Source organism: Rhizobium sp. BK491, assembly GCF_014194925.1.
In the GTDB taxonomy this organism is placed as follows: Bacteria; Pseudomonadota; Alphaproteobacteria; order Rhizobiales; family Rhizobiaceae; genus Rhizobium.
Genome location: NZ_JACIAR010000003.1, coordinates 293025 through 314811 on the forward strand (window position 1 = coordinate 293025; position 21787 = coordinate 314811).

The following is a 21787-nucleotide window of genomic DNA, read 5'->3' on the forward strand; positions in this document are numbered from 1 at the left end:
ATTTCGAGTGGATATTCTCAGGCCTTGAAATGCGTCATCACGCGGTGGGCGACCAGCCGAGGCTCGGGGCCACCGTCTGTACGAGATCTGCCAGGAGGCGCACGTTCTCCGCAAGACCGAAAGCGGGCGGCAGGAAGAGAACAATCTCGTCGGCAGCCGCCAGGCCCGGATCCTTGAGCACAGCTTCGATTACCTGATCGGGGGTGCCATGGAAGACCGGCGAAATCTGGACGCCCGGCGGCTGAATGGCCGGCGCGGTCGGTTCAAGGGCGCCTGCGGGCCGGGATGCCCCGATGCCCTTGGTTTGGCGCTCGAGGTCATAAGCGGCATATTTCTCCCGCAATTCGGCGGTGGTGCCGACCAGGATCGACGCCGCGACAGTGACCGGCGGCGGCTCGGTGCCCTGCTTCCGGCGCCATGTCGCGCGGAAAGCCTCGATGGCGCGGGCTTGATATTCTCCGAAACTCTCACCTTCGGCGTGGTCGTGTTGGACAGTTCCGGAGATGAGGCCGATCCCGAGTTCGGCGGCCTGCACGGCTGAGCTCAGGCTTGCCGACCCCTGCCGGATACGCGACCGCAGCGTCGGGCTGTGCGGGGTCACCCGCAGTTCGGTGCCCTCCGGGGCACCTTGGCCTGGACCATCGACCGTGTGCAGCACCTCGCCGGCAATTGCTGCAAGAAAACGCGCCTGGCGGCGCTTTGCTTCCGTTCGAGCATCGGTATCGACCGCGCCGAATACCGCGTCGAATGCAGCATTGGCGCCGGTCGAGATGGCCAGCTCAAGCCTTTCGCCGATGAGCAGGTCGGCAGTGGCGGCTGCCTCGGCAAGCAGGATCGGGTCCTGGTAGCGCATCGGGATGACAGCCGATCCGAGCGTGATATGGCTTGTATGTTGGCCGACCGCAGCAAAGAATGGGATCGGAGAGGACAGGTAGTGATCGAAGTGGCGCTAATAGGCCCAGCCCGACTGGTAGCCCAGTCGCTCGGCTGCCTTGAATAGTTCTATGCCGTCGCGCAGTCCCCGCGCCGGACCGGCCTCATCGTTGAACGATACACGGGTGTTGAAGCCGAGCCGCCGCTTGGCGCGGAATGTGGCGGGCAGGGTGCCGGCGGGTGCAACGATACTCATGCGATCTGTTCCTGGCTGATGATCCGGCGGAGTTGCGGGAACGGTGCGCGGGCAGGGCTGGCGGCGGCCGGGATCGATTCCAGCAACGACACCGTGTAGGGCTCGCGTGGATTGTCGAAGATGTCCCTGACGTTGCCGTGTTCGACGATGCGCCCGCGTTGCATCACGGAGACGGTATGGGCGAATTGGCGCACGAGGGCCAGATCGTGGGAGACGAATATATAGGTGAGGCCAAGGCTTGCCTGCAGCGAGAGCAATACTCCGACGATATCAGCCTGCACGCTCACGTCGAGTGCCGAGGTCGGCTCGTCGAGCACGATCACCTCCGGCTTCAGGACCAGCGAGCGGGCAATCGCGACACGCTGCCGCTGACCGCCGGACAAGGCTTGCGGCTTGCGTGAAAGCAGGTGCTCGCCAAGGCCGACATTGGATAGTGCTTCGTGCACCCGTTCCGCCCGCTCGGCATGAGTTCCGATGCCGAACCTGTCGAGCGGCTCGCGCACAAGCTGCTCGACCTTCCAGGTCGGATCGAGCGATGTGAATGGATTTTGATAGACGAGCTGAAGATTGCGCCATACGGACCGTAGTGAGTGATGTGAGCGTCCGCTGAGTTTTTCTCCTGCGACCGAAATATGACCGGCGTCCGGTTGATCGAGCCCGAGCAGCAGCCGGATCGCTGTCGTCTTTCCGGAGCCGGACTCGCCGACCAGTGCGTGCGTGGTGCCCGCCGGAACGGTAAAGGACACGTCATCAACGGCCGTCAGAACCTTGCCGTCGACCGTGAAGCTCTTGGTGATACCCTTGACCTCGATCTTCGGCGAGTTGTTGCCCTCAGCGTCAAGGAACCGAAAGCCAGGATCCCGAAGCTTGTAGTAACGGTTGGGATTAAGCGCCGGAACATCGGCATGCAGCTTCTTTGCGTAAGTCGATGCGGGTGAGGAGAAAACGGCCGCGGTGCTGCCGGCCTCCTGAACGATGCCATCCTTGAGAACGACAAGGGAGTTTGCCCGTTCGGCTGCGATCGCCAGGTCATGGGTGATGAGCAGCAGACTGATGTCGAGGTCTTGCTGCAACCGTGAGAGCAGGTCGAGGATTCTCTTCTGGATCGTAACATCGAGCGCCGAGGTCGGCTCATCGGCGACCAGCAACTGTGGCCGCGGCAGAATCGCGAGTCCGATCAGGACGCGCTGAAGCATGCCGCCGGACAGCTGGTGCGGGTAGGAATCATAGACACGCTGCGGGTTGTCCAACCCGACCTGGGCGAACGTCTCCAGGACGAGCGCCTTGCGGATTGCCTTGCTAGGCTCGTCGACAAGGGCTGCGGCTTCCATCGCCTGCGAACCGATTGTCCGCACCGGGTTGAGTGCGTTTCCCGGATCCTGCGGCACGAAGCCGACAGCCCGGCCTCGAAGATGGCGGAAGCGGCGCTCGGAGAGCTGCAATATGTCCTGGCCGTCGACCGCGATGCGGCCCGTCGCCTGTCCCGTGCGGGGAAGCAATCGCAGCACGGCGCGCGCAATGGTCGACTTGCCCGAGCCCGATTCCCCGATGAGTGCAAGGCTTTTGCCGCGGCCGAGCTCGAAGCCGACATTGCTGACGACCTCATGCGAGCCGTAGGAGACGGACAGGCCCTCCACCTGAAGCAATGGCGTTTGCCGCTGCGGCGTCGGGGCTTTCTCGGTGACAAGGGTGCGAACTGCATTTAGTCTATCTTGCGAAGCCATCGGCTGATCCTATTCACAGAGAGGACGGTCGCGATCGTGACGAAGGCGGGTGCGTAGACCAGCCATGGCCACTTGAGGTAGTCCTTGCCGATCGAGATCAGCAGACCCCAATCGGAGGCTGGCGGCGGATCGCCGTAGCCGAGGAAGGCGAGGCTGGCGATCACCAGGATCGAGTCGCCAAACTGCAGCACGGCAAGCGGGAGCACGGAGCGCGATGCGTTCGGCAGGATGTGCCGCCACAGGATGTGCCAGCGCGAGCCACCCGAAAGGAAAGAAGCCTCGATGAAGGTCGCCTGCCTGGTCTTGATGACTTCCGACCGCATGACCCGCGCAAACACGGCAACCGAGGAGATGCCGGTGGCGATGGCGGCGTTCGTGGTGTCGAAGCCGATCGCGGTGACGACGATGACGGCAAGCAGGAATTTCGGAATTGCAAGCAGGACATCGACCAGGCGGGCAAGGGCGATATCGACACGGCCGCCGAAGAAACCGGCGAGCAGGCCGATGAAACCGCCAGCGACCGCACCGATGACGACGGCGATCAGGGCACTCCTGACCGAGGCGGCCGAGCCATAGACAACGCGGGTGTAGAGATCGCGGCCGAGCTGATCGGTTCCTAACCAGTGCTGGGTGCTGGGTGCGAGCAGCTTTTGGGAGGGAATGCCGACCGCCGGATTGTGGCTGGTGAACAGGCCCGGTGCGAGCGACCACGCGATCACGATCGCTACGATCGCGAATGAGAGCGCGACGGTCGCCGGCAGTCGGAAACCGGCAAGTCGGCTGCCAGCAGTGATGCGCGGGGACGTATTGGTCGAGAGAAGGGTCATGACAGCACCGACTTTGAAATATCGGCGGATCCTTCGTCCGAAGCGGCCGGGCGGCGCTCGGCACCGCCGAGCAGTTTCACGCGCGGGTCGAGCAGTGGATAGACAAGATCGGCGATCAGGTTGACCAGCACGAAAACCACGGCCGCGAGCGATACGACCGCCTGCAGGACAGGCAGGTCCTGGGTGCTGACCGAGCGCTGGACCAAGCTGCCGATGCCGGTGCGCCCGAACACCGCCTCGGTGATCAGCGAGCCGCCGAGCAATTCGCCGATCGTCAGCGCGACGACGGTAATGACCGGAAGTGAAGACGGCTTGAGGAGATGCCTGGCAAAAAGTTGCATCTGGCCAAGGCCGCGGCTGCGGGCAACGGCGGCATATTCCTGCCCCGACTCGTGATCCAGATTGGCGATAAGCACTTCGGCGATCTGGGCCGATATCGGAATGCCGAGTGCGACCGCCGCGAAAAAAGTTGCCCAGAAGCTGTCGGGATTGATCACGCGGAAGAGACCGAGCTGGAAGCCGAAGATGTGGATCAGCACCAGGCCGATCACGAAATTCGGCACCGACAGGAACAGAGACGGGAAACCTCGCAGGAAGCCCTGGCCGAACCTCTTTGGGAGGAACTGGGTGCCATAGGCAATTACGATCGCCAAAAGCAGCGCGACGACGAGGCCCGCAAAGGCGAGAACGAGCGTCGAGGGCAGCACCTCGGCGATCATGGTCGTCACGGAACGGTTGGTTCGCATCGACAGGCCGAGATCGCCGATCAGGAAGCGGGAAAGCGATGTCGACAATTGCACGAGAACGGGCTTGTCGAGGCCCTGGGCGGCAATGATCTCCTGGATCTCCGCCTCGCTGAAGCCGTTTTGCGGGTTGCGCAGAACGTTGGTAACGGGATCGCCCGGCAGAACGCTGACGACGGTGAAGGTAAAGACGTAGGCCAGCAGGATGACGATGACGGCCTGGACAAGGCGCTTTGTAGCATAGCTAAGATAGGCATTGTTCATGCTCGTCACCTCCTCGCTTCCCTTCGCTGCGCTGTGGGTCAGTCACTGATCGTGGCCGTGTAATAGCTGGCATAGGCGACGCCGTTGTATGTCTCGCCTTTGAGCTTGGGAGACTGGACATAGATGCGCTGGACCATCTGTGTGCGCGGAATGAAGTAGCCCTGCTCGAGGACATATTTCTGAAGCTCGTCGAGCAGCGGGTTTCTGGCCTCGAGAGAACCGGCGCTGGCGATCTTGTCGCGCAGTTCGTTGATCTTCTGGTCGCTCTCGCCGAGTGCGAACCAGTTCTCGCCGTTATTGGCGTTAGTCAGGATGCTCGCGACGGTGCCGGCGTCGATAAAGCTGCGCGTCACCTCATAGGCCGGGACGCCGGCGCCGCCATACTGAACCTTCTGGCCGTAGGTCACGACGTCATAGGCCCGGATATCGACCTTCCAGCCGATCTTGCCGAGCTGCTGAGCGATGAGTTCGTCGATCGACCTCGAGGTCACCAGATATGGGTTGGAATTGAGCGTCAATGACAGCTGCTTGCCGTCCTTGGTGCGTATGCCGTCAGCCCCCTTTTTCCAGCCCGCCTCGTCGAGGAGTTTCTCGGCTCTGTCTGGATTGTAGGCCAGAAGCTCGCTGTGATCGGTCGCGCCGGGAACGTTGCTCTGAATGAATGATGTCGCGAGCTTCCAGTCGGGGGTGTAGACGGTATCGATGATTTCCCGGCGATTGATGCCGGCCTGCAAGGCTTGTCGCACCTTGACGTCATCGTAAGGCGCGAGTTTCGTATTGATTGCCCAGCCATTGACGAAGCCGAGATAACGCGGCGTCGCGACGGTAAAGCCGTCCTGCTTGAGCGATGTCAGCTCCTGCGGCGAGGCGTTATAGGCAACGTCCGCCTGGCCGGATTGGACTGCGGCAACCCGCAGTGACGGTTCGGATACCAGCTTGTAGGTGATCGTATCGAGATAGGCCCGACCGGTATGACCGACGGCCGCAGGACCCCAGTTGTAATCCTTGCGTTTGACCAGCTTGACGAAGTCGCCTTCCTTCCAGGAATCGACCACATAGGGCCCGCTGCCGGAGGTCTTGCTGAGATCGGCCTGCTGCGCGGCCGGCTGTGCGATGGTCTTGGGGGAGATCAGAATGGAGCCGTGATAGCCAAGGGTCGGAATGAAGCCGAGCGTCGGCTTTTTGAAGAAGACCTTCACCGTGGTCGCATCGACCGCCTCGGCGTGGTCGTAGGTCTTCGGGAAAAGCCCAATCGGGTTGATGCCTTCTTTCTTGCGTCCGGCGTACCAGATGTCGAGATTGGCGACAGTGGCAGATGCATCGAGGGGCGTACCGTCCGAGAAGGTCACACCACTCTTGAGATGGAGGGTGAACTCGGTGGCACTGTCATTCTGCTCCCAGCGCTCGGCGACCCACGGGCTAACCTTGCCGGCGGCATCCACGTAGATGAGCTTGTCGGTTACGTGACCCCATATGTGGCCCTGGAAACTGGAAATCGCACTGTTGTTCGGGATCCAGCTGTCACCCAATGAATCGATGAGGAAGGTGATGTCGCCGCCATTCGGCTCGCCGGCACTATGTGCGGGAGTGAAGCCTGCCATCGCCGCCAAAGCACCGGTCGCCACGGCGGATGAAGTGATCAACAAGCGGCGCCGGGAAAGGGAGAGCGAGAAAAGGCGTTCGGTCATAGAAAGATCCTGATGGTTCGGGTTCTGCGAATTCTTGAAACAAAGCCTACGCAGGCAGAACCAAAAGGAGAAAGACTGGTTGTTCTTTTTCTACCAATTTTATGGATTATTTTGGCCGGTTTTGGCCTCTGCAGGGGATCAGCATTTTTCAGGCCCGGCGGGGGGAGACTTAACCGGAAAAATATTTGCTGGCGAGCAGCCTCACCGCATCGATCTTGTCACGACTGATGTATCCGAGCCAATAGGGCTCCTGGAACTGGCTGATGCAGCAAGATCGAATGCTCGAATAGGCGTAAGGCGAGGTTTATAGTCGCGAACGAGAACTTATTCGATCGCCGGCATTATTCGTGTAGATTTCTCCCGAATTTGAGGCAATATTCCCTCATATAGCTTTAGCATTGATAGTATAGTTAGAGACGAACGGACAGGTCGAAGAGGGCGCGTGCATATGAAGGCCGCATTATCGACTGAGACGGATCAGGCTTCGCCTGCGTCCCCCAAGAGAATTCTCTATATCCAGCCGGGAACGAGTTCGTTTGCCGGTATCGAGAGAGTTGTCGATACGATATGCTCAGCCCTCTCCGATAAATATCCCGCCGATTTCGATATCGATGTTCTCTACACGTCCGAGCATAAAAATCGGCCGCACGGAACACAGAGCTACAACATAATCGACAGGATCGTACACAACAGACGCGAGCTCATGTCGGTCTTGCGCGATGTCATCGGCGCAAAAGACTATGACTTGGTCGTTGTTCCGCAGATCGAGCCGACAGTGATCTGCATGATTGCCTGTATCGGCATCCGGCGGAACTTTGCCATGCACCTGCATGGCAACCCGCGGCTGGAGCCAAGCCATCTGAAAGCGAAGATCCTGTTCTTCCTGATGAGGATCTATTTCATCAAGCGGCTGACCTATGTGTTCGGCACGTCGCCAAGGCAGCTTGAATCGTTCAAAGCGATGTTCAGAAGCAACGTCCGGCAATATTGGCTGCCCAATCCCGTCAGACGCTTCGATGCCCTTCAAAAGCCCGAGGGAGAAGAGGGGCACGTCACGTTTGTAAATGTTGGTCGCTTCTCCTTCCAGAAGGGGCAGGACATTCTCCTCACGGCATTTGCCGAAGCCTACAAGCTTCGTCCTAATATCAGGCTGAAGGTCGTGGGTTATGGAGACGGCGAGGCTGAACTGCGTAACCAGATACGGGATTTGGAGCTCGCAGCCGTAGTAAGCGTCGAACACCATCCCGACAATCCCTCACCGGCACTGGCGGCGAGTGATGTCTATGTGTCGACATCACGCTGGGAAGGGTGGTCGTTGGCAATATGTGAGGCGTTGCGATTTGGGCTGCCGGTCATCTCGACCGATTGTGAATTTGGCCCGAGCGACATATTGGTCGATAGACGCCTCGGCCTTCTCGTGCCGGTTTCCGGAGGCGAGGAGCTTGTCAGGGCGATGCTTTACTATTGCGACCATATCGAGGAAGAGCGTGCGCATGCCGAATTTCGGCAAAACTTCATTGATATTTACGACACAGAACGCGTCGTGGATGTTCATGCAGATGCCTTGCGGATAGCCGCCATGGGACCTGCACCGCTGATTGCCTGAAAGATGACGGCATCATGAAACCCGGCGCTCGCCGGGTCTTAGGGATATCATGCATAGACCCGCATGTAGTCGACACGCATGTGGGTTTGGCGATCCTGCGGCTGCAAAGGATCGGGGAAGGGGACATCCGAGCGCAGAGCCAGCGTCAGGAGCGGCCAAAAGATATCGTTCTGCGCGTCCATCTCTGCCGCGCGTCCGAGCGTCCACTCGATGAGCCCGCCGGTCTTCGGATCGGCGATTTGCTTGCGTTCGAAATAGAAGCGGCAGCGTGCACCTTCGATGAGCAGGCCATAGCGGAAATAGCCGGTTGTAATATCGACGTCGGTGGGAACGCCCACTCCTTCGTGATGCTCGCCAGGCTTGCCCCATTCATGCAGATAGGCGCCGTATAAATTGCGCTCCCAGCCCTTCTGCTCGACTATGTCGAGTTCGTTGCTCGTTGCTGGGAACAGAATGCTTCTGCCATTCATCAGCCAGAAAGCCGGAAAGCTCAAGGGATGGGCAGGAAACCACATCCGCGCCTCGAAATAGCCTTGTCGCCAACCCCTCAGGATCGTGCCGTCAGGCCTCGCCGTCTGGATATTGCCCGATATCCATTGATATTCGGGAAGATTGTTGCCGTAATAGTTCGGCACCTGCATGGGGCGCCCAATATATTGAGCCGAGATCTGCAGTGCCTTGCCGTTGCTGGCGGATGGATCGTCGACGATCGCATAAGGATCGAACCCTTCCTCACCACCGAAGCGGCTGAAGGCCGATCTGCCATAAAAGCCGCTGTCAAAGGTGGTCGCCTTGGCCCCGGCATGCCAGGTCGTCTGATCAAGCGCTGTAAAGTTTTCATCGAAGATGACGGTACGGCCTGCGGTCGGATCCTGCTGTACCTGCGCCGCCGGATGACGGTTTGCAAGCAGCAGGCCGCCGGCCGCTGCCAACGATGCCGTGCCTATCAGCACGTTGCGCCGGGATGTCAGGCTTGGCATTGCTGCTTCTCCTCGATCGATTGCATCGTCCCTGACGGTTCAAGTCCTACGCGGCGACGGCTGCGTTCTTCGAGCCGGCTGCAAGGGCGCTGCCATAGATATCTAGCGTCTCATGGGCGACGCGACTGATCGTCAGGCGGTCGAGATGAACTTGGCTCTTATCCTTCCACTCCTGCATTCGGACAGGTTCTCCAAGGAGTTCGCTGAGCACGGCGGCCAAAGCGGGCGGATCGTGCGGCGGCACCAGTATTCCCGCCGCCCCATATTCCAGGAGCTGCGGGATCCCGTCCACATTGCTGCCGATAACCGCGCACCCTGCCTCGCGGGCTTCGGAGAGAACCAGCGGTGCCGGATCGGCATGTGACGGCAGTACAAAAATATCCGCCGCCGCCATCCAGGGGAATGGATCCTCCTTGGCGCCCAGGAAGGCGACGGCCGAAGCGCACTCCATCTTTGCCACCATTTCCATGTAGTCGGTTTGGAAGGGCCCTTCTCCGACGATAACAAGTCTGGCCTCGGGATGCTGTTCATGCGCCAGGCGAAAGGCCTCAAAGAGATCGGGCAGGCCTTTCCTCGGATGTAGGCCGCCGACGAAAAGGATGCTCGGAGATGGCAGATCGACCGGCGTTCTGCTGCGGCCTTCGGAGCGGACCGAGCCGATCGTCCCGTTAAGGACCACACAAAGCTTCGATGACGGTATCCCCCGCCTGAGCATGGAAGCGCGCACGGCCTCGCTGACTGCGATGACGCGGTTTCCAAGGCCCATCAAGATCGCGCTCTTTTCGAATTCATTGTGAACGGTGGTGACGAGCGGAGTGCCCGACAACCTGCAAATCGGCCACGCCAGAACTGCACTTGTCATCATATGGGCATGGACAATATCGGGCTGCCATGCATGGACGTGCTTGCGCAAGGCGAAGGATGATTTCAAAAGATTGACCGGCTTTCGTTGGTGGTCAACCATTACCGTTGCGACATTATTCTTGTGTAGCAGCGGGTCGAAATCACCGCCGCCGCTTGCAATACATACGTCATGTCCCAATTGGGCCTGTGCACATGCCAGATCGACTGCTGCATGGACATGTCCATTCAGCCTGTTCGTGTGATTCAGTATATGCAAGATCCGCATGAATGCACCTTATATAAGTGTGATAAATATAAACACGATATATCGAGGATGATGACGTAGTATGCTTTAGCTGTCCTGGCATGGCAATGATAAAGCATCGCGTTTATATTATAGAATTCGCTGCTATCTCGAATGGTATTTCCAATTATACAGGAGTGCTGTTGTCAATGCCTATGGTATTGGCCTTTGCAGTGCTGCTTCTGCTTCCACTGTTGAAGCCCGTGCTGTTGGCTGATAGTTGAAACCACCCTGGCGGCCTAAGGATTCGAGACCGAACGCAAGGAGTTGTTGCATTGCTTGGGCAGCATGGCCAGCAGCACCCTTGCTATAGATGGGATATGCTTCTGCGAGCATGTCGCTGCCTTCCAATTTGAGATCACCCTCAAAAAGGGCGTTGGCGTGAACATGATCCCTGAAGTCGCTCTCGGCGCGTTCTATCGAGCAGCCAATCTGATTGCCGATGACCTCGACTGTGAAATATTCGCGATCATCGACCCGACCGTAGAAATCGGAGTACATCGTCAAGCGCTTCCAGGCGCCTTGATGCGAGAAATTATAGATGATCGGTTGCGAAAAGCCGCGATTGCCGGAAAAGCTGAAATAGAGGGAGATGAGGGTGATCGTCTCAAGCTTCCGGCCGGAATCGAGGCCACACAGTTTTTCGGCCATATGAATGGGTATGGTCGAGATAACGCGATGTGAAGCCACGACCCTGTCTTGCAGTTGCAGGTGGAGCTGATCGTGAACCTTGCGGATCGTCTGCATGTCCGCTGCCAAATCAAATTCCGCGCCACGCTGCTCCAACCGTTCGACTGCAGCCCGGTAGAGGAATTGAAAACCTTCCTTCGGGCGAGCCATCTGCCGGTTTTTCGGTCCTTTGTGACTGCGTCTGAATGCCCGCGCGATCTGATTTTTCAAGGAGGCATGCTCGCTGATCCAGAGCATCCGCTTGCGAGCGAGATCGATGTCTATGCTTTCGACGGCCGCTCCATAGAAACGCTTCATGTAGGATTCCAGGCCGGAGCGATGCAGCAGGCGGCTCCCGATCCAATAGCGGGCAAATTCTTTCGCGTTGCGCATCTTTCGCTGAAAGAGCCGCGCGAAAATGACCGAGGAGAAAATTCGGACTACTTCAGCGACGCCGGCGCTGAAAATGTCATCGCGTACCGAAATCGGATAGGCAGTGATCATTCCCTGAGGGTTCAAGCGCGCCCATGTCGGTTCGATCGGAACATAGAGCGGCAGCAATTCCGGAAAATGGGCAAGCAACGGGGAGTCGTCCTGAAAGATCAGGCTGCCGATATCGAATGTATATCCTCCATGCGACCAGTCGATGTGATTGCCCCCGACATGGCCGTAGGTGTCGACGATCAGGATGCGCTGATAGCCCTGCTTTTGGAGGACCGAGGCGGAGACCAGCCCAGAGATGCCCGCCCCCAGCACTATGGCATCAAATCTCTCTACTTCGGCGATAACATCGTTGGCGGCATAATGACCCGCATCGTTCATGGAAGCGTCCCCTGCTGCGGCTTTTCATGCACTAGATTAAATTTTGCTTATTGAAAGTTTAAGTCGAAAAGTGCTCGGAACTCACTTCATTAATGGTGTATCACAAATCTGTGTAAGTTCTATATGGAACAAAAATTCGAGTGAATACTCAATATATATTGCAATTTTACTTGATATATCCGTATTTGTGTAGTTAGATCATCGGCGGATCGGCTCGTCTTCTGATGGGACGCCAGATTTGATTGCGAATAAATTATGACTGTGTCGATTATTACTATTCCGGTGAACGCCGAGGGAGTTATCTCGTGCTGCGGCCAAGCCTCGACGATGTCTACAATAATCTTGGCGAAATCGACCTGATTTCCACCGATGTATTCGACACACTGCTGTTGCGCCGTGGAACGTCGCAGCGTTCGCGCATTGCCGCCGGCGAAACCCGGTTTGCCCGCCTCCTGAAAGAAAAGGGACTGTTTGTCGAGAAGGCTGAACTGGTCAGGTGTCGTCTTCTCGCGCAGAAGTTCGCCTATCGCGCGCTCAACATGGGCGGAGGGGTTGGCGAAGTGCAACTGAGCGACATTATCCGCAGGCAGCTCCAATTGCTTGGCTTGCCGAACGATCTTGTCGGAGAGCGCATCGCCATAGAGCTTTCGGTCGAGAAGACGGCTCTTCGCGCAAACGCCTGGCTTGCTGCCCTGCTGCGGCAGTTTCGCCAGGCGGGAACCCGTATCGTTGCCGTCAGCGATACAGCGCTTTCCGCTGCAGAGCTTACGGTGCTGATCAATCATTTTCATGGCCCAGGCTTGATCGATCGCGTCTATTCGAGCGCCGACGCCCAGGCAAGCAAGCGCTATGGCGCATTGTTCTCCGTCATGCTCGAGAACGAGTCCGTTGCTCCATCTCGCGTCTTGCACATAGGCGATGACGATATCGCCGATTTTCGAATGCCGGACTCGATGGGATTGCGTACACTTCACCTGCCCAAGAGCCGATTGGAACGCTACGCCTCGCGCGTGGACGGAGCAAAAACTGAGGCGATCAGTCGATTGGGGAAGCAGCCTTGGCGGCACGTCCCTGCGCCACCCACGCTAAGCGACAAAGTCTTGTTTGGCCGAGATGTCTTCGGGCCGATCGTTGCAGAATTTTGTCTCTATATCTGGCTCTATGCTGCTCAGGCCAGACTTGGGCATGACACCGCGCTGCTCTTCTGCGCGCGTGGCGGCATCGGCATCCGCGAGGCGTTCGAACGCCTCGTGAAAAAGCTGGGGCTTCCACTCGATCTCAAGCGTGACAATATCCAGATTTCAAGGCTCGTGGCCGCGCGCTCGGCGGTCGTGCTTCGAAGCCCCGCGGTCCTGGATGAGCTTGGACGCGAATTCCAGGGTGGAAGCTTTGCAGATGTCGCTCGCGCCCTGGGCGGGCGTGCCTATGAATTGCCTGATACCTGGCGCCATATATTCGATCCCGCGCGGTTTTTTGCCCTTCTGGATACGGATGCTGGGCGAGACGTTCTTGATGACATCCGCAAACAGAACGATCTCTTTGCTCGCCACCTGGAACAGATCTCTGCCGGAGCGCAGCGCATCATACTTTGCGATACCGGCTTTTACGGCAGCACGCAGCGCCTGTTGTCTGCGGGGTTTCCTCAACGGCGCTTCGAGACGATCCAGTTTGCCCGGTGCAACTACAAGGGTCTGAGTGAGGATCATTTTCCCAGGGTCGCCGGCCTTGTCGTCGAGCAGAATCTTTATAACCCTTTCAAGCCGGAAACCGTCATTCTACGATACTGGCAGATCATCGAAAGCCTGTTCGAGCCGGCACTCTCTTCCGTTCGTCATTTCAGTGAGACAGCTGAGGGTGCCGTCGTCTCCAATGCCGGGGATATCCGGTTCGGCGCGGTGGATCCGTCGGCCGGAAATCCGCTTCTGACTGGCGCGCTGCAATATATCGAACAGGTCGAGACGGGAGGACAAGTTCTGCAGGATGCCGGGCGTGCGTGGCTTCGTCTGAAGCAGGCGATCATCAATCCAAGCCCCAGCGATGTTGTCGCGCTCGACGTCGGCGCCCGCTCCGTGGATTTCGGCCGCTCCGATCTTGTTCAAGTGCTCAATCATTCGCAGAAAGTCGCCCTAGCCGCGAAGCTGATGTCGGTGAAATCCCATCTTTGGCGTGAGGGCGCCATCGCTCGTGATTTCCCCCGCTTCAAGCCGCCGTTGCTTGCGGCGCTGGAAATGGCGCATGTGCTGCGAGGGGTCTCGGCCCGGCTGTATCGCTGAACAACGGAGGCTGCCAAGGATATGTACATGAGTGATATGGCGCATAACGGTTTCTCTAGGAGAGCGACGGATACCGGATGGGGCACGGGGATCGTTCCGACTCGCAAAGCCTTGGAACGGTCGTCAGTGATGAGCTGCTTTCGACATCAGGTCTTTGCGTTGCGCCGTCGCAGCCGCGGGCCGGGTCCCAGACAGACGGAGCGCTAGGGTCGCATGCTTGCATTAAAAGCCTTCAAGGGAGCCGGTTGGCTCGTCGTTTCACGCTTTATCGGCCGCCTCGTCGATTTCTGCACGCTTCTTCTCTTCGCTCGTATCCTGACACCCGCCGATTTCGGTTTGGCGGCGCTGGCGATGTCGCTTGTCGTGGTGGTCGATACGGTGTTGGAAGTGCCCGTCACGCAGGCGATGGTTCGGCTCGATATGGTCGACAAGAGCCACCTCGATACGGGCTTTACGCTGAGTGTGGTAAGAAGCGGCCTGATTGCGCTCATCGTCCTGGCCGCCGCGTGGCCCTTCTCGTGGATCAATCACAATCCGCAACTCACTCCGCTGATTGCCGTTCTGGCGATCGGGCCGATTGCCAGGGGTTTCTGCAGTCCAGCGATGGTACATTTCGTCCGGGAGCTCGGCTTTCGTCAAACCTTTCTTCTGGAGTTCAGCGGGAAACTATGTGCCTTTGTCATTGCGATGATCACGGTCTTTTCGGGAGGCAGCTATTGGGCAATCGCCGCGAATTTCGTCACCAATTCAGTGGCGGCTGTGGTGGTTTCCTATCTTCTTGCACCATATCGGCCGGCGTTTTCGCTGCGGCGTCTCTCGGATTTCGCCGGATTCGTTGGATGGTTTAGTTCCGCACAATTGATTTCAGCGCTCAACTGGCAGTTCGATCGCTTTCTTATCGGCGCGACGACCGATAGCACGACGCTTGGACGCTATGCAATTGCCAGCGATGTCTCGGTCGTTCCAACACAGTCTCTCATCGGTCCCGCATTGCAGCCGGTCATGGCTGCATTCTCGCTCATAACTTCTGATCGGCAGCGAATGCGTCTGGCCTTTCTAAAGGCGGCTCGGTTTGCGATGCTTATTTCGATCCCCGCTTGCATCGGAATATTTCTGACGGCAGACCTCGTCACGGATCTGCTTCTAGGTGAGAAATGGAAAGACGCCGCTCCTTTGCTTAGCCTTCTATCCCTGTCCGTGATCCCAATACCTTATTTTCAGACGCTGTATTCGGTCAGCCTTGCGCTTGATCGCCCGCATGTGCTTTTCAGGTTGAATAGCATCGATTTGTGCCTGCGGGTCATACTGATATCGATCGGCTTCTATCTTTTCTCGATCACGGGTGTCAGTGCTGCAAGGGTGCTTCTTTCGACCATCATGTTCGCGTTCTATCTGGATGAGGTGCGGCGGCAACTGGGGCTTGGAATATGGGCACAGTTGAAGAATCTCTGGAAAATCGGATTTGCTGCCATTGTCATGGTCTTATGGGTCGTAATACTGCGCGACCAATTGTCAGGTCGTGCCTTGAACCATGTTCTCGAGCTTGTCTTCGTGGCTGGAACCGGTGCAGCGGCCTATGTCGGCACGCTGCTGGCGCTTGGCATGCGCTTGATCGCCGGCCAAGGACGGTTCGAATTGGCCGATCGTCGGTGATGCTTCGATTGTGCCACGCGTGAAGGATGCCTTTGTTACATCAACGCCTGTAGGAGTCCGACGGTCGAACGGTTGCCGCCGTTCAGCCGGTAGGCGAGGCCGCGGCGGGCGTTCCGGTTCGGCAATATCATCGTGAGCAGGCAAAATGCCGCAATCGTCCCCTTGGTCTTCAACGGGTATTGCTGGTGTTGGAGTTTTCGCAGCAGAGAAAGGAAGCACTTGATCGGGGGGCGCCTGCCTTCCGCGATCGCCAGATAGAAATTGCGCTCGATATAATAATAGGCCTCTTCCGGTCGAACGAGCGCGTCTGCGCGTCCGGTTCTCTCCAGAATTCGGCGCAAGTGCTCCATCCTCATAACAAATCGGCGCAGCTCTTGGCGCAACGGGGCTGGATCGACCGCGCGTCCTAGTCCGGAAAAATTTTTGCCGTGGATGCGGTAGCGCCCAAGCCTTTGGGGCAGGCTGACGATATCGCCCATGAAAGGGGCGACGAAGAGCGGCAATCCATCGATCGCTGGATCGTAATCCATTTCTCTCAAATATTCGCAGACGTCGCGTCTGAAGACATTTCCCGATGTCGGAGGGGTGGTATAAACACCCGTACGCAGCACGCTGTCTGCAATCACGTGGCGATCTCGAAATCCTTCGAGGGTCGTGCCGGCGCCGAGAGTGTCTCCGCGATGATCGATCCGTGTCAGAGAGAATTGAAGTTTGGCAACGTCGTCGTCCAATTCCGAGAGGATCGTCGCAAGGGAGCCCGGCGCCAGCTCGTCATCCGCATCCAGAAACAGCACGAAGGGCGCCCGCGTGCGCTCCAGGCCATAAAGGCCGGCTGCCCTCTGACCGCTGTTTTCAATGCGATAGGCTGTAACGCCTTCGCGTTGGATGACATCCCATGATGTATCGGTGGAACCGTCGTCGATGACGACAAGTTCACATTCATCGCAATCCTGCGATACGACGCTGCGGATCGCATTCGCCACATAGGCTTCATAATTCCAGCAGGTAATGATGACGGCAATTCTTGGCGGTTTCATGGGAATTTATCTTATTGAATGGCAGGTGCCTTGAAGCAAGTACTACCGATTTGATTTGACGTGCATCATGCCTTTGCCAGATCGATGACCGTGCCTATGACATTGGCGCCGGCGCGTCGCAGTTGTAGCAAGGTATCGTTGACCTGGTCGGTCGTTGTCCTGCCGGCGCTGGCAATCACCACCACGGCATCGGCGTGGACTGACAATGCGACCGCATCCGACGAGCTGCCGACGGGAGGTAACGCCAGGAGGACGTCGCCTCTGGCCCTTGCGGTCTCCACGATCCGTCCTGCCCTTCTGTCGCGGAAATCGACATAGAGATTTGTCAGTGCATTGGTGGAATGGATCGGAAAACGGGCGATGCCTTGTCCGTCATTGCGTCCGTTGGAGAGCAGTATCTGCTCGGGCCGCATATCGTCGACGAGGGCATCTGCCAGCGATGTCATCAGCAGATCATCCGACTCGCGATTGCTGTGATTGTGCTGGCCCGCCTCATCATAAAAGAGGGTGACATGCCGGCCGCTTCGACTGAGGAATTGCGCCAGACTGACGCCCATCTTCGAGATGCCTTGACCCGGCTCCCATCCGGTAATCGCGATGATCAGTCCTCGCTCGTTTCGAATGGTCGAGCATGCGATCTCGATGGATGTCCTGAGATTGTGAATGGCCATGGCGTACGCGCTGCCTGGCTGATTGATGGCAACCGAGGACTTTCTGCTGTAGGTCCCACGCAAGGTGCTCGCCCGGCCAGCCGGATCCGGAAGGCTTCCGAGACATGGTACCCCCGTATCCCGCGCCAGATCTTTCGCATTGCGAACCTTGCGATCGAAGGCGAGATTGAGAACGATGATCGAGAAGCCGAAGAGCACGCCGAGAATACCTCCCAAAACGGTAATCAAGGTGGCGCGTGGCCCCGATGGACTGAGCGGTACGAGTGCCGCGCCGATAATTCGTGCATCGCCGTCGGGCGTCGGTACCGCAGGCAAGGCTCCCAGCTTCATGGCATCGGTCGCGGCAGCAACCTGGGCTGCCAGCGCGTCGAGGCGCCACTGAAGAACCTCGGTTCCCGCCCGGGCCATTTCGTCCTTGAAGCTCACGGCCTGCAGGATGTAGGCGGAAACGGTAGCGTTCGCGATGCGTGCCGCAAGCGTCGGATTGGACGAGGAATAGCTGATCTCGATAACATAGGATTGACCGACACGGCGCGCGTCCAGATGCTGTGTGAAATTCGAGAAGGCTGCTTGGTACGCATCGCCAGCCGAGCTATTTGCCGGTGTGCCCGACGTGGTATCGGAACGAGGGGCTTTCCCCGTGTTGGGGCTGCTTATGGCAGACCACACGTAGTTTATTGCACCCGTTATGTTGCCGATGACAAACGCACTTATGCTTGGCGGCTGCGGGCCAAGCTCCGGGTTGTTGCCAAGATTAAGGCTGCTGAATACGGCCGAGAGCAGACGCTCGGAACGGATGATTTGAAGCTCGCCGTCCGCCCTGTTGAGGTCGAAATTCTGGGCGTCCTGGCTTGAAGTCAAAGAGAGGTGGCGAGGTTCGAGCAGGACAGTGGCCGTCGCCGTGTAGGTGCGCGGCAATGAATGGGCATAGGCTGCTGCCAGGCCGACGCCAACTGCCGTGCAAAGAATAAGCTTCGTCTTGTGTCGCAGGGCGAGCATGCACAACGATCGCAGGAGCGCGACCGGCCCTTCGCTGGTCTTGTCCGCGGGCAATTCGTCCAACCGCCAAAGCCGTGACGACCGTTCCAGTAGAGACGGAGCGTTTTGCGTCATCTAGTCCTCACCTCTGACTTGAGTTGTTCTGCCTTGCTTCGCGTCGGCAATTTTGCCGCCCGTTCGGGTTCAAGGCGCCCATAAAGGAGATCCTTGATTGCAATGAGATTGCCTTTTGCGCGCCCCCATCTGTCGACGAAAGGTTCCGGCCAGACGGCGCGCGAGAAGTTCATGGCCATGTTGCAGAAGATGTGATTGGCGACCATCGGGCCCGTCATTGTCCCCTTGCGCAGCATATAGATGGGGTTGATCACCTGCGAATAGCCAAAGCGGTCCCCGCTGACGCGGCCGCTTTTGACACCCATATGCACTCCGAACGCTTCCGCGCATTTAACGAAGCGACCCCCTTGCTTGCCGAGAGCTGCGGCAAAGTCGCGATCCTCCAGCCAGCCATAAAGGACCAGACGTTCGTCGAAGCGTGTTTCACCGATAGCCTCCGCCCGGAAGGCCATGTTGCATCCGTACGGGCTGTAGGGCTCTACCCAGGTCCCGTCGCTCGCTGGCGCGGTCTCGACAAGGCGCAATGCTTCCTCAAGGCCGATTCCCGGACCGCCGACGCCATCGGCCAGCACACGGCCGGTGAAGCCCACGATCTGATTATCATCGCGAAACGCCCTTGCCGCCGCCGCAAGCCAGTTTCCGTCTGCCAGGAAATCATCGTCAAAAAAGGCGACGATCTCGCATTCCTCGGGGATGTTCAACAGCGCGGTATTTCGTTGCCTCGTCAACCCACCGGGGCCTGTTACGACTGTCACGTCGGGATGACCGATGAGATTACCGGCATCGGCGGCATCGATACAGGAGACGATGACCGTTTTGGGTTTTAGCGTCTGTGTGGCCAGCAGGTGGCGCACGGTCGCGTTTACGGTCGCCGGCCGTCCTCGCGTCGCGACGATCACCGCGATATGGGGAGTTCCGATTCCGGAGGGCTTATAGGTTTTTGGCCGCGCGATGGGCTGCGCCAGCAGCTCCATATAGCCGGCAGCCGTTTGCGACCAGGAGAAGTTCTTGATCTGGTCGTATCCTCGTCCCATCAGATCGATGCGCAATCCCGGAGATTCCTTCAGCGTTCTGATTTGTCGAACCCATGCCGCCGGGTCGGTTGGCGAGGCAAGCAGAGCAGCGTCGCCGCAGACTTCCGGTATGCTTGCACAGTAAGAGGCAACGACAGGGCAGCCACGCGCCATCGCCTCCACGATCGGCAGACCGAAGCCTTCCGTTAGGGATGGAAAGGCAAGGCAAAGCGCTCTTTCGAGCAGGTAAGCCAAGTCGTGATCCGAAACACGTCCTATCATATGGACGTTCGGCCGTTCCTTGAGTGCGCCCGGGACGAAAATTCCTGCATCGCCACCGGCAATGACGATATCGATACCCATCTCGTCGAGCCCCGGTGCGGCGTCGACGAGTAGTGCAAGGTTCTTGTGTCGCGCCTTGGATCCGAGTGCCAGGATGAACTGACGATCGCATCGCTCGAAGGTTTCGGCGACGAAGCTCGGCGCAATCTGCGCAAGCGCCGGATCCCAGCCAAAGGCATGTTCGTGACCGTTGGGAAGAACGGCGATGTCTTCGATCCGGATCGGCAGATGTCTTGTGATCTGGCGCGCCGCGGCATGCGACACGGTCACGATGCGAGCCGAGCGCTTTACGAGAAGCGGTTGAAGCGTCTGATAGACGATCCGGAAAGCCCGGCTATAACTATCCGGCGTGGTGAAGACATTGGCGTCATGGATGCATACGATCTGATCCGCCTTGGTCGCCGGCGCCGTGTTACAGAGATTGAGAAGGCGGCCATGCCATTGTGCCGGCAAGGTGATCTGTTCCCACGGATGGCCGGAAAGCGCTCCGGATTGCATTAGCGGCATATGACTGAACCCCGGATCCGTTGTCCCGGAAGGGGCAATGATCGCCGCCCGTTCATCGGCGGCGGCAAGCGCCGTGTTGAGCGCGCGCACCACATTCGATGCGTAACGCTGTACGCCCGTTGGATTCTGACCGAGGAAGCGGCCGTTGACCGCAAAAAGGGCGCCAGCGCTCATATGGTGACTACTCCTATAGGGCGACCGGTGCGTGTATGTTGTCTGCTGCGTTCCGGTAGGGCCGACGCCAGTCCGGCAAGCATGCAGAAGAATAGGCCCTGATCGATGACGGGGCTGACGAGCATATCGCCGACAAGGAGGCCGAAGCAGCCGTTGCAGGCCGCCAGCCGCGCATCCGCGGTAAGGCTGCCCGGGGTTCCACGCTTCCTGATCAATGCTCCGAAGGCGAAAAGCAGATAGAAAACCGTACCGGCGATGCCGACATTTGCAAGAAGGGCAAGGGCAAAGCTGGAGGTGCGAGCAGTGCCGAGACCGACGCCTACGCCCATGGTGTCGACGACATTCTGGATTGCGGCCATGTTCCAGGAACCTCGCTCAACGGCGGAGTCGGACGTGGATTTGCCGAGTGCGATGATGTCGATGTAATTATATACGGTCTTCGACACCTCAGGATCTATCGCGATCAGTAGCGCCGCCGCGGTCGCAATCGTCGGTATGAATACGATCGCCAGGGTACTGAAGCGGCGGGCATTCTTATGCCCTCCGACGGCAATTGCCGTCAGGTAAAGGATCAAACCCATCACGGGTGCGCCGACAAGGCCGGTTGAAGATGTCGACATCACAACCAGAATAAGCGACGTTACGGCGACAAAACCAGTGAGATAAGGACGGCGGCCACAGAGCCAGAGCGTGCCGGTGAAGGCAAAGACACCGAGGGTTGAGCGTGCAAAGGAAGAGGCTTCGGTGAATGATCCAACGATGCGTTTGACGCCGGCAATCTGATCGTCGGTATGGAGAACATACTGGGCATTTCGTATGAAGGCAAGCATGCCTTGTGTGCCCGTGGAATAGGTGGCGACGTCAAGAAATGCAAAGGCAGTGTTGGCAACGGCATAGGCAAGAAGCCCGGTCAAGACTGCATTAAAGCCGCGCCAATTGGAAGCAATCGCAACCGTCAACGCGTAGCAAAGAAGATTGCCAACCATATAGACACTTTGCGTAAGATTGCTTGAAACAGGAACAAGCGGAACTGTCGATCGGCTATCGTCAAATATTGTCGTGCCGAGGGGTACGATCTGGGTGACGCCCGACAGAATCCGCGGCGAAAAGTATGCGCTCAGCACGCCATAAAAGACAAGGAGGGCAAACCAGAAGCCAGGTTCGCCGAATTTCAACGCGTGGAGAAATTCGCGTGTTGCACGTTCCCGCGTCATGACACCCAATAGTAGGAAGCCGAGCATAACATGGCCGGGCTGAATATTGGCGGCTCCGACGAACATTGCCGCTGCCGATCCGAATACAGCCGCCACCCCCAGGGCTATGACGGTTGCACTATCGCCGAGGAAGAGGCAGAAGAGCCCGCATAGAATGGCAGCGATACCGATCGGCTCGATACTCATGTCAG

General features: G+C 58.2%; 14 protein-coding genes and 1 pseudogene. 3 read left to right on the plus strand and 12 right to left on the minus strand.

From position 1 onward, the window contains the following. Positions 1-37: 37 nt before the first annotated feature. The 5 genes and pseudogenes from FHX05_RS15755 to FHX05_RS15775 form a co-directional block, all read right to left on the minus strand. A pseudogene (locus FHX05_RS15755) lies at positions 38-1129 on the minus strand (LLM class flavin-dependent oxidoreductase). Further along, complete coding sequence (locus tag FHX05_RS15760) at positions 1126-2853, minus strand: ABC transporter ATP-binding protein (RefSeq protein WP_112337069.1); 1728 nt, start codon at positions 2851-2853, stop codon at positions 1126-1128. Before FHX05_RS15760 ends, FHX05_RS15755 begins: the two are co-directional and overlap by 4 nt. Next, a complete protein-coding gene (locus FHX05_RS15765) occupies positions 2832-3680 on the minus strand; it encodes an ABC transporter permease (protein WP_183872840.1) in 849 nt (282 codons plus the stop codon). The genes FHX05_RS15760 and FHX05_RS15765 overlap by 22 nt, the downstream gene beginning before the upstream one ends. Next, complete coding sequence (locus tag FHX05_RS15770; protein ID WP_183872842.1) at positions 3677-4687, minus strand: ABC transporter permease; 1011 nt, start codon at positions 4685-4687, stop codon at positions 3677-3679. Before FHX05_RS15770 ends, FHX05_RS15765 begins: the two co-directional genes overlap by 4 nt. Before the next feature lie 38 nt (positions 4688-4725). Then, positions 4726-6375 carry an ABC transporter substrate-binding protein gene (locus FHX05_RS15775; protein WP_183872844.1) on the minus strand — a complete coding sequence of 550 codons (1650 nt, stop codon included), beginning with the start codon at positions 6373-6375 and terminating at the stop codon, positions 4726-4728. A gap of 448 nt (positions 6376-6823) precedes the next feature. Between FHX05_RS15775 and FHX05_RS15780 the strand changes: the two genes are divergently transcribed. Next, positions 6824-7981 carry a glycosyltransferase gene (locus FHX05_RS15780; protein ID WP_183872846.1) on the plus strand — a complete coding sequence of 386 codons (1158 nt, stop codon included), beginning with the start codon at positions 6824-6826 and terminating at the stop codon, positions 7979-7981. A gap of 47 nt (positions 7982-8028) precedes the next feature. Here FHX05_RS15780 and FHX05_RS15785 read toward each other — a convergent pair whose 3' ends face one another. From FHX05_RS15785 to FHX05_RS15795, 3 genes are all read right to left on the minus strand, one after another. Continuing rightward, a complete protein-coding gene (locus tag FHX05_RS15785; RefSeq protein WP_183872848.1) occupies positions 8029-8961 on the minus strand; it encodes a 1,3-beta-glucanase in 933 nt (310 codons plus the stop codon). 46 nt (positions 8962-9007) lie between these two features. Beyond that, positions 9008-10090: a glycosyltransferase family 4 protein gene (locus tag FHX05_RS15790; RefSeq protein ID WP_183872850.1), complete on the minus strand. Its 1083-nt coding sequence runs from the start codon at positions 10088-10090 to the stop codon at positions 9008-9010. 171 nt (positions 10091-10261) lie between these two features. Continuing rightward, the gene (locus tag FHX05_RS15795) at positions 10262-11599 is read right to left on the minus strand and encodes an NAD(P)/FAD-dependent oxidoreductase (protein ID WP_112603137.1); all 1338 of its coding nucleotides are present in this window, start codon (positions 11597-11599) and stop codon (positions 10262-10264) included. A gap of 305 nt (positions 11600-11904) precedes the next feature. Here FHX05_RS15795 and FHX05_RS15800 point away from each other — a divergent pair, with 305 nt between their 5' ends. Continuing rightward, positions 11905-13872, plus strand: coding sequence for a hydrolase (locus FHX05_RS15800; protein ID WP_183872852.1), 1968 nt, complete (start codon positions 11905-11907; stop codon positions 13870-13872). 213 nt (positions 13873-14085) lie between these two features. Then, positions 14086-15525: a lipopolysaccharide biosynthesis protein gene (locus FHX05_RS15805; RefSeq protein ID WP_183872854.1), complete on the plus strand. Its 1440-nt coding sequence runs from the start codon at positions 14086-14088 to the stop codon at positions 15523-15525. Positions 15526-15560: 35 nt separating this feature from the next. Here the strand turns inward: FHX05_RS15805 and FHX05_RS15810 are convergent, their stop codons facing one another. The 4 genes from FHX05_RS15810 to FHX05_RS15825 form a co-directional block, all read right to left on the minus strand. After that, positions 15561-16562, minus strand: coding sequence for a glycosyltransferase (locus FHX05_RS15810; RefSeq protein ID WP_183872856.1), 1002 nt, complete (start codon positions 16560-16562; stop codon positions 15561-15563). A 65-nt stretch (positions 16563-16627) separates the two neighbouring features. Then, positions 16628-18346: a Wzz/FepE/Etk N-terminal domain-containing protein gene (locus tag FHX05_RS15815; protein WP_112603145.1), complete on the minus strand. Its 1719-nt coding sequence runs from the start codon at positions 18344-18346 to the stop codon at positions 16628-16630. After that, positions 18343-20382, minus strand: coding sequence for a glycosyltransferase (locus FHX05_RS15820; RefSeq protein ID WP_183872858.1), 2040 nt, complete (start codon positions 20380-20382; stop codon positions 18343-18345). The genes FHX05_RS15815 and FHX05_RS15820 overlap by 4 nt, the downstream gene beginning before the upstream one ends. Continuing rightward, the gene (locus tag FHX05_RS15825; RefSeq protein ID WP_112337056.1) at positions 20379-21782 is read right to left on the minus strand and encodes a hypothetical protein; all 1404 of its coding nucleotides are present in this window, start codon (positions 21780-21782) and stop codon (positions 20379-20381) included. Before FHX05_RS15825 ends, FHX05_RS15820 begins: the two co-directional genes overlap by 4 nt. Positions 21783-21787 lie beyond the last annotated feature (5 nt).